This window comes from Okeania sp. SIO2B9, assembly GCF_010672505.1.
In the GTDB taxonomy this organism is placed as follows: domain Bacteria; phylum Cyanobacteriota; class Cyanobacteriia; order Cyanobacteriales; family Microcoleaceae; genus Okeania; species Okeania hirsuta.
The window spans coordinates 1-9,488 of record NZ_JAAHGK010000120.1; the positions used below are offsets into that span (position 1 = coordinate 1).

7 protein-coding genes and 1 pseudogene are annotated in these 9,488 nt (G+C 40.2%); all 8 read left to right on the top strand.

All coding sequences use genetic code 11. From position 1 onward, the window contains the following. The first annotated feature begins 560 nt into the window (after window positions 1–560). A complete protein-coding gene (gene purB / locus F6K13_RS06725; RefSeq protein WP_124144414.1) occupies window positions 561–1,856 on the top strand; it encodes an adenylosuccinate lyase in 1,296 nt (431 codons plus the stop codon). Window positions 1,857–2,172: 316 nt separating this feature from the next. Then, window positions 2,173–2,328, top strand: coding sequence for a hypothetical protein (locus F6K13_RS06730; protein WP_161564455.1), 156 nt, complete (start codon window positions 2,173–2,175; stop codon window positions 2,326–2,328). Window positions 2,329–2,381: 53 nt separating this feature from the next. Then, window positions 2,382–2,657, top strand: a pseudogene (locus F6K13_RS06735) (M15 family metallopeptidase); the annotation flags it as partial. Window positions 2,658–2,685: 28 nt separating this feature from the next. Then, entirely contained in the window at window positions 2,686–2,916 is a 231-nt protein-coding gene (locus F6K13_RS06740; RefSeq protein ID WP_275670335.1) for a S8 family serine peptidase, read from the top strand. Window positions 2,917–3,827: 911 nt separating this feature from the next. Further along, a complete protein-coding gene (locus tag F6K13_RS06745; RefSeq protein ID WP_124144416.1) occupies window positions 3,828–4,679 on the top strand; it encodes a chlorophyll a/b binding light-harvesting protein in 852 nt (283 codons plus the stop codon). Between the two features lie 191 nt (window positions 4,680–4,870). Beyond that, complete coding sequence (locus tag F6K13_RS06750) at window positions 4,871–5,899, top strand: chlorophyll a/b binding light-harvesting protein (RefSeq protein ID WP_124144417.1); 1,029 nt, start codon at window positions 4,871–4,873, stop codon at window positions 5,897–5,899. 2 nt (window positions 5,900–5,901) lie between these two features. Continuing rightward, complete coding sequence (locus F6K13_RS06755) at window positions 5,902–7,467, top strand: chlorophyll a/b binding light-harvesting protein (RefSeq protein ID WP_287242886.1); 1,566 nt, start codon at window positions 5,902–5,904, stop codon at window positions 7,465–7,467. Between the two features lie 924 nt (window positions 7,468–8,391). Continuing rightward, window positions 8,392–9,105 (top strand): phycobilisome rod-core linker polypeptide, encoded by a 714-nt coding sequence (locus F6K13_RS06760; RefSeq protein WP_287242884.1) that lies wholly within the window; start codon window positions 8,392–8,394, stop codon window positions 9,103–9,105. Window positions 9,106–9,488: the final 383 nt, after the last annotated feature.

The following is a 9,488-nucleotide window of genomic DNA, read 5'->3' on the forward strand; positions in this document are numbered from 1 at the left end:
TACAACGTATTTCCGGAATGCTCCGCAAACGAGAACATCTCAAAAAAAATCTGCTGAAAGCTGTTTGCGCAGCATTCCGCAGGAAAAGCTGAACGCTGAGGTGCTTCTTTAATAATTTAAATGCTACCTAAGTTAAGCATTAATTCATGGTAATTGGTATAAATTAATCGAATTAAGCGATCGCGCAAGTAGAACAGAATTCTATCCCTCTAATATAGTTTCACCCCCATCGCGGAGTGTCTTTTTGGACGATAAATCTTGATCGTTGGTAAAAAAATTTAGATGCGTTGTAATACTACAAGAACTTGGTTAGGACATTTTTCAATCCTAAAATCCTTTTACAGTTTGTGATTCCCTATTCCCTGATCCCTACTCCCTAGCGCGTAGGGCTATAATTTTTCAGTTTTCCCCATTTGTGGTTGTCAATAGTATAGTTAGAAAGAATTGGTTAGGACATAGACTAATGACGAATCTTAGACTAGAAAATTTTTTTCCAACTGTCCCCTGTTCCCTGTTCCCTGCTATACAATGTAACGGTTGTTTTAATTTTATTATAGAGTGTGATTGAACGTTACACCTTGCCCGAAATGGGTGAACTTTGGACTGAGAATGCCAAGCTAAAAACTTGGTTACAAGTAGAAATAGCTGTCTGTGAAGCTCAGGCAGAACTTGGGTACATACCTGCTGAGGCAGTAGAAGAAATCAAGGCCAAGGCTAATTTTGACCCAAAGCGGGTTCTCGAAATTGAGGCAGAAGTCCGCCATGATGTGATTGCTTTCTTGACAAATGTGAATGAGTATGTTGGTGATGTTGGGCGGTATATTCACTTAGGGTTGACAAGTTCTGACGTTTTGGATACTGCATTAGCATTACAGATGGTTGCGAGTCTGGATCTGTTGTTGTCATGTGTTGAAGAGTTGGGACAAGCAATTCGCTATCAGGCACAACAGCATCGGGAAACTGTGATGGTAGGTCGTTCCCATGGTATTCATGCGGAACCTATAACTTTTGGTTTTAAGTTGGCAGGATGGTTGGCAGAAGTTTGTCGCAACCGCCAGAGATTGGTAAAAATGCGTGATAATATTGCTGTGGGTAAGATTTCTGGAGCAGTGGGAACCTATGCAAATATTGACCCACGAGTTGAGGCGATCGCCTGCCAAAAACTGGGACTTCAACCGGATACTGCATCTACTCAAGTAATTTCACGCGATCGCCATGCTGAGTATGTGCAAACTTTAGCGTTGCTGACTGCTTCTATAGAACGTTTTGCTGTAGAAGTTCGTAACCTTCAACGTACCGATGTTTTAGAGGTTGAGGAATATTTTTCTAAGCGTCAAAAAGGCTCGAGCGCCATGCCCCACAAACGCAACCCCATTCGTTCGGAAAGGTTAACGGGAATGGCGAGAATTGTGCGGGGTCATGCCGTTGCCGCTTTGGAAAATGTTGCTCTCTGGCACGAACGAGATATTTCCCATAGTTCTGTTGAAAGAGTGATTTTGCCGGATGCTTGCATTTTAACTCATTTTATGCTCAAAGAAACTACTAATTTAGTCAAAAATTTGTTAGTTTACCCAGAAAACATGAAGCGAAATATGAATGTTTATGGAGGGGTAATTTTTAGTCAGCGAGTGCTTTTGGCATTAGTAGAAAAAGGCATGATTCGAGAGGATGCTTATCAAATTGTTCAGTCTTGCGCCCATCAAGCTTGGAATCAACCAAATGGTAATTTTCAGGATTTAATTTGCAAAAATGAAGAAATTAAAAGTAAGTTATCTGAGGCAGAAATTGCAGCTTGTTTTGACCCGAAACATCATTTAAAACATTTGGATGATGTGTATCAAAGATTAGGTATTTGAAGTTTTATTTTGAGTATGTAGAGATTTTTTCCCTTGATAGTGACTTTCAAATGTTGAGCGATCAAGATAAGATACACCAAGAAAATACTTGGCTGTTTTTACAAGTTAGGTTGAATTATTGAAGCTATAACTTACTTATTTATTCATACCAAATTTAACGCTATAATTTGGTGAAATTGTTTTTGGTTCTGAATTAATCAGTAATTCCAATTAAGAATTTCGGTAGCTCCTAAACTGAAGTTTCTATAAGAAAAAATCTCAATTTGTAGTTCCGCTAACTGCACCCAATTAAAGTAAGACCGGGTTGAGCGGAACTATGAGTTTGGTGATAATTAGTAAAAATTCATCACGCGCTAATCACGAAACTAATGCTCCAACAGCAACTGGTGGTGCTACTACTGCAACTATTGGAGCGATCGCTAATGCTTTACCAAGCTTACCTATTAGTAGACTAATAAGCTTAAAAATGTAGGTTGGGTTGAGCGGTAGCAAAACCCAACAAAAAGTTACTGGTTTTGAGTTTGTCTGAATCATGAGATTATTTTAGATATTCGCTATGCCACTACAAATAATTTCCTCAACCAAAAATTATACCCTGTAGCAAAATGTGCTTGAAGAAAAGAAGTAGCAGAAAAATTATCACAAGTCCAGGCAGATTTAAAAATAATAGGATTAGGTTTAAAAGTTTATGATTGCTATCGACCTCTATCAGTGACAAAAAAGATGTGGGAAGTTTTGCCAGATTCTTGTTATTTTGCTAATCCTGAGAAAGGTTCTCGACATAATCGTGGTGCTGCAGTTGTCGTCTGCTTCTACTTGTTCCTCAATGATGCAAGTTGACCAGTTTCATAACGTGATGGCAGGTACGAGTATGGCAACGCCGTTTATTACTGGGTTGGTAGCGTTACTGTTGGAAAAGGAGCCGCAGTTAACCCCTGAAGAAATTAAGCAACGTTTGCATTCAAGTAGTTTTATTCCTGGAAAACCTGTTGGCAGTTTCGACCCAAAATGGGGTTTTGGTTTGATCGATGCTGAAAAATTATTGACGTTGGTGAATTAGTGTATGATATTAATCTTAATTATTTTAGGAGTCAACTCACCCCTCGCCCCTCCCCCTCCCAGGAGGGAAATTCAGGAGTCAGGAGTCAGGAGGCATCGAAGGAAGAGAATTGAGAAAGATTTAGCAATGACTAAAGATATAGCAGTATGCGCTAGTATATTCACAAATTGCAGGAACTACCCAATAGATAAAAGTCTGATATAACTCCTAAGAAATAGCCTAGCTATTTGCTGATAGTATTTCTCACAAACATCGATCGTGCTTGTTATTACTAATGATATTAAATCCGGTTGAATACTTATCATATATTTGGGAGTGGGGAGTAGGAGAGTAGGGGCGAATGGCATTAGCGAACGCTCTCAGTAGATTTAGTATCCGTGCAGAGGATCGGTTTTTCCCAGGCTGCTATTAAACAAATGGACATGATATAAGTCCTAAAATATGTTTAAGAACTTATTAAGAATCTATATCAATAAAATTAAGGTTATGTTAGGTGATTTTTTGAATAAATTATAAATAATATCACCCATAAAAAAAAGGATTGTGCATGATGAACATTTCTTGCTACTAGGACTACTAAACTAATTGTTTCTTATATATCTCCTAGATTTTCCTGCTATTTCTTACTTGCTCTCCAACCCCAACTCAATTGATGTAACAGATACCCCTTAATAAAACTTCATATTTTATTGTTGATAAAAAATATTAATTGTGTTCAAATAAAATTATTGATAATAAAGCTCAATTATAGTAGTCCTATTTCCGCTATGTAGAAAATATCCAACAGAGCAAAGGTATAAGGAATAATCATCATCAAAATTTTTATTCTACTTTGGGATTTTTACAAATTATTTAGGACTGCTATAGAGCCTTCTTTAACTGATCTTCATCAGACTGAGGACCAAATCTCTATGCAAACACTTGGCAATTACGAGCAAAAACTAATATTACTACCTCATCTAGCAACATTAGGTATTGGTATCGAAGCAGGGGTACAAACAATCGACACCTATCCCTACTATGTCATCGGTATGCTGCATCTCATCAGTTCTGCTGTTTTGGGAGCAGGAGGTATCTACCATGCAGTTTTAGGGCCGAAACAGCTTGATGAGAAAGGTTTTGGCTACGACTGGGAAGATGGCAACAAGATGACTACTATTTTGGGTATTCATCTAGTGCTGTTGGGGGTGGGAGCATCTCTATTGGTCATTAAAGCAACGGTTTTAGGTGGTATTTACGATCCACTAATAGAACAAGTAAGGTTAATACAGCCTAATCTCGATCCCGTAAGAATTTTCGGTTATCTGTTTGGCTTTAGTCCTAATGGTTGGACAATTACTGGCATGGCTAGCGTAGATAATCTCGAAGATGTGGTCGGTGGTCATGTCTGGGTGAGCCTACTCTGCACTGTTGGTGGTCTATTTCACATTATTTCCAAACCTACGGGTTGGGCAAAACAAATACTAATTTGGTCCGGAGAGGCTTACTTGTCTTACAGTTTAGGGGCACTTGCGATCGCAGGATTTAGCGTAGCTGTCTTTATCTCCACCAACGAAACTGTTTATCCTAGCGTGTTTTATAGTCCTATTGGCAGCGACTCTGTGCGAACTGCTCTTGCTACCGTTCATGCTGGATTAGGTTTCCTAGCTTTGCTCGGACATTTATGGCACGCTTACCGAGCGCGAGCTGCTACTCGTAAAGTATTTTATGGAACGTTCTTTGACTTTATGGCTAAGAATGTTACACCTATTACACCTGCTTGAATAGAAGTCAAAATCTAAGTTCATTGAAGAAGGAGACAGGAGACAGGAGACAGGAGGAAAATTACATGGGGATAGTCTTCGACAAGCCACTCCGCGTCTACGCTCCCCCAAGTAATGCGTGAACATCGCAAGTGACGGTGGGGTATTAAAGCCATAAAGAAAATGATAATTATATAAGGAGAACAATAGTAATGACTGTCGTAACAGATGAGAATCTGCAAATCCCATGGCGGGCAGGTAATGCTCGGCTTGTTAACCTATCTGGCAAGCTATTGGGCGCTCATGTAGCCCATGCTGGCTTAATTGTACTCTGGGCTGGAGCTATTACTTTGTTTGAAGTTGCCAACTTTGATTCCTCCCTACCAATGTACGAACAGGGCTTAATTGTACTGCCTAATCTAGCCCGCTTGGGATTTGGAGTTGGTGAAGGAGGTGTCATTGATACCTACCCCTACTTTGTGATTGGGGTACTGCATTTGATTAGTTCGGCGTTTTTAGGAGCAGGTGGTATATTCCACGCTCTCAGAGGTCCATCTAAACTAGAAGACAAATTTTCTTTCTTTGGCTATAGCTGGGATAATCCAGGTAAAATGACAACTATCCTGGGTATCCATCTAGTCTTATTAGGAATCGGAGCATTTTTACTTGTAGCAAAAGCGATTGCATTTGGAGGGTTATACGATCCAGTAGTTCAAAATTTACGAGTAATATCAAATCCCACTCTAAATCCTATTACCATTTTCGGCTACCTATTTGGTACAGAAGGACGTTTCTGGCTGGCTGGTGTTAACTCTTTAGAAGATGTAGTAGGCGGTCACATTTGGATTGGTGCTATCTGCATTTTGGGTGGTATCTGGCATATTCGCACCGTACCCTTTGACTGGGCTAAAGGCTTATTTGTCTGGTCAGGAGAAGCATATTTGTCTTACAGTATTGGCGCAGTCAGCTTAATGGCATTTGTCGCAACATTGTTTGTGTCCGTTAACTCCCTGGTATTTCCCACAGAATTTTTCGGACCAACTTTGACTCTGGTGTTCGATCGCTTTCCTGTGTTTGTTAGTACTGATGGAGCCTTGACTGCAAGAGTATGGTTGGCAAATGCTCACTTCTGGTTAGGATTTTTCTTCCTGCAAGGACATATATTCCACGCCCTCCGGGCAGCAGGTTATAGCTTCACCGAAGGCAGAGTAGTCACATTTACAAGAGGTCAAGTAAGTTAGTTATGACTGTAACTAAATCAAATCCATTGAGGTTTTTAGGCTTTTCAACAGATAATAATGTTGATGTTGCGAACTATGTTAGTGATTCCCAAGAACCTTATTCTTGGTGGGCAGGTAATTTTCGCTTTGTTAACTTGTCTGGAAAATTATTGGGAGCGCACATTGCTCATGCAGGGTTGATCGTACTCTGGACTGGAGCAATGACTCTGTTTGAGCTATCAAAATTCGATCCTAGTCTACCCATGTACGACCAAGGACTGATTTTGCTGCCCCACATGGCGACTCTGGGTATAGGGGTTGGCGCAAATGGTGAAATTATTGATACTTATCCCTACTTTGCTATTGGTGTTATCCATCTCGTTAGTTCAGCAATTCTAGGCGCTGGTGGCATTTTCCATGCCGTGCTTGGACCTGACAAACTTGATGAAAAGGGATTTGGCTATCAGTGGAATGATGGCAAGAAAATGACTACTATCCTTGGTATTCATCTACTGCTACTGGGGATGGGAGCATTTTTGCTAGTAGCCAAAGCTATGTATTTTGATGGTTTGTATGACCCGGCGATCGCCAATGTGCGACTGATTACTGAACCCACTCTCAACCCACAGACTATCTTCGGTTACCTCGTCGGTATCACCCCTGATGGCTGGACGTTGAAGGGTATGGCTGCTGTCAACTCTTTAGAAGATGTAATAGGCGGTCACATTTGGATTGGTAGTATCTGTATTCTGGGTGGTCTCTGGCATATTAATACTGCTCCTACAAAATGGGCTAAGGGTCTTTTTGTCTGGTCTGGAGAAGCATATCTTGCTTATAGTCAGGCTGCTCTAGCTTACATGGGCTTTTTCGCTGCCTACTTTGTCTGGGTGAATGATACAGTCTATCCTTCAGTATTTTATGGTCCTGTAGGTATGACTAATGTTGATGGTACAATTACTCCTCGTACCTGGTTGATGTTGTTCCAACTCATCTTTGCCTGTCTGCTACTGGCAGGTCACTTTTGGCATGGTCTCAGAGCTAGAGCGATCGCCAGTGGATTTGTCTTCAGTAATATGAAGTTCAATCCCGGTGCCCTCTATGGAGACACTCAGTTTAATAACGAATCTCTAGTGACTGGTATTGTACAGCCTTTCCAGAACAATCCTCAATTGGGTAATTTGGCAACCCCAATTAATTCCAGTCAGCTTACCATCACTTGGGTTAAGAACTTGCCAATTTACCGCAATGGTTTATCTCCTATTGCACGGGGTCTAGAAATTGGCATGGCTCATGGCTACCTATTATTAGGGCCTTTTCTCAAGCTCGGACCATTGCGTAACACCGACCAAGCTCTTCTGGCTGGAGGTGGTAGTGCATCTGGCTTAGTAGTGATTTTAAGTATCTGTCTGTTTGTTTATGGGGCGGTAGTGTTTCAAGGTTCTAGAGAACCAAGAGGCGTTTTACCGGAGAACCTACAAACTTATCAGGAATGGAGTTTGTTTACCTCTGGTTTTCTCATTGGAGGACTAGGCGGTGTAGTTTTTGCCTGCTTTATCCTTATAGAAATCGGGCGAGCGGGAATTTTGTAACTTTGTTTGCTTGAGCAGGGGAAGAAGGGCAGAAGTTAATATTCCTAATTTTTATCAGGAAAGGCAGAAGGCAGGAGGCAGTAGGCAGAAGGGAATTCTGACTCGCCTGTTACCTTTAGGGGAACAAGGGTATAAAAACCCCATCCAATTGTTCCTTCTGCCCTCTGCTCTCAGCATAGCTGCCTTAGTTCATCGGATATTTACTATGTTTCCTGCTCTATAAAACTGACACAAAGCTTCACATAACGTGACAAATTGATGTTTACTTCCTGCTTCTTGTGAGGCCGTCGGCGGTTACTCATCCACAGGCATTGACGGTCAAGCCAACCGCATCTGTTGAGTCTATACCTACATTTAAGTCTTTGTCAATCAACATCAGAAAAAATCCTCAAACCCTGACTGCGCCCTTCCTAGTAGGGAGCGGGATTTCTTCTGAGGTCTATGTCTATATAGATAGACCAAAGAAATGTTTAAGTCGCGATTAGTGCAGAAGATACAAAGCGTCACCCTCGTTACTACTTGCCTGTGAGAACTAGCGTATTATGTCGCGCTCCGTATCGCAAATTGTTAACTAAGTCGAAACTCTCCTGCTTCAGCTAATAGCTCAAATATGTTTTGACAACTCTATTACCTAGAAGTTGTTTGTAAATAATTATTTTGTAAATAATTATAAAGTTTTTTTACTCCTCACCAATTATAAATCTCCGATAATTAATCTTAAACCCTTGTACCACCTGGGCAAAAACTTCGCTTCTGGAGATATATATTGAGTATTTCAGAGTACAAAGTTTGGAATAAATAACTAAATTAAAGGTGTTCCTTTCCTTTACAAAAATTTACAAACATTCTCTTAGGAATTTTTAGGTAATTCACTCTATGGTATAGTCTAGTCTTATAATTTTTAGTTTTTACAGGATTTTATCAATGACAATTCCTTTAATGTACTACCCACTTTCTAGTCAAAACCATCGGGTTCAAAGATTTGATGTCCCTGGAGATGAATATCCTATACAATACAGTTTAGAGAACCTGCCTACTGCTACAGAGATGGATGAGATTATCTGGGCAGCCTATCGGCAAATTTTCAATGAGCAGCAAATGATCGCAGCACATCGACAGGTTGCTCTGGAGTCTCAACTGCGCAATGGTCAGATCACAATGAAAGATTTCATTCAAGGTTTGTTGCTTTCTGAGTCATTCCGGCGACTGATCTATGATAGCAACAGTAACTATCGTTGTGTTGAGCTTTGTATTCAAAGGGTTTTAGGACGCCCTGTCTATAACAATCAAGAGAAACTTGCCTGGTCTATTGTATTGGCAACAAAGGGACTTCATGGTTTTGTCAATGACCTGTTAAACAGCGAAGAATATGACAAGTATTTTGGCTATAACTTTGTTCCCTATCAACGTTGCCGAATTTTACCTCAACGCACTCAGGGAGAGTTACCTTTTGCTCGAATGGCTCGTTACGACAGCTATTACCTAGAGCAGTTATATCAAACAGGGCAACTACGGAAATTTTATCCAGGTATGTTAGATAGTAGCGCTCGTGCTTATCGCAAAGCTCTATCATTTGTGGGAATACTCTCTGTAGCAGTGTTATTAGTTACTCTGATTCTAGTACTTTCGCCCAAATAATATCAATAATCGGGACTTACGCAAAATATGAAATCATACACCATCTGTAGTGAAAAATTTACTTAACCTCTACTATATGTGGTATTTATGCGTAAGTCCTGTAATAAATGTAACATTATGACAAACATCACAAAAACTTACATATCTACTTCACTCGATCAACACCAAAAAATCACGGTTGGTTGTACCATTAATCACTACCAAATCAGGAAAAAGAGTGGATGATTAAAATATAGAATTTAAGATTAATCTTAATGCTTCAAATTAACTTACTTCCCGGTGCAATCAACGAAATTATGGCTTCTGCTGCCAAAAGTGGCTTTCTCACAAAATTAGACTGCTATGGCCTCATGGCTGCTGTATTAGACGATTCTCTAAGCACA

What these genes read in the sequence shown, in the direction of transcription:
- F6K13_RS06730 (WP_161564455.1), top strand. Translation starts at nt 2,173, where the DNA reads ATGAGTTTGGTGATAATTAGTAAAAATTCATCACGCGCTAATCACGAA.
- F6K13_RS06740 (WP_275670335.1), top strand. Translation starts at nt 2,686, where the DNA reads ATGCAAGTTGACCAGTTTCATAACGTGATGGCAGGTACGAGTATGGCA.
- F6K13_RS06745 (WP_124144416.1), top strand. Translation starts at nt 3,828, where the DNA reads ATGCAAACACTTGGCAATTACGAGCAAAAACTAATATTACTACCTCAT.
- F6K13_RS06750 (WP_124144417.1), top strand. Translation starts at nt 4,871, where the DNA reads ATGACTGTCGTAACAGATGAGAATCTGCAAATCCCATGGCGGGCAGGT.
- F6K13_RS06755 (WP_287242886.1), top strand. Translation starts at nt 5,902, where the DNA reads ATGACTGTAACTAAATCAAATCCATTGAGGTTTTTAGGCTTTTCAACA.
- F6K13_RS06760 (WP_287242884.1), top strand. Translation starts at nt 8,392, where the DNA reads ATGACAATTCCTTTAATGTACTACCCACTTTCTAGTCAAAACCATCGG.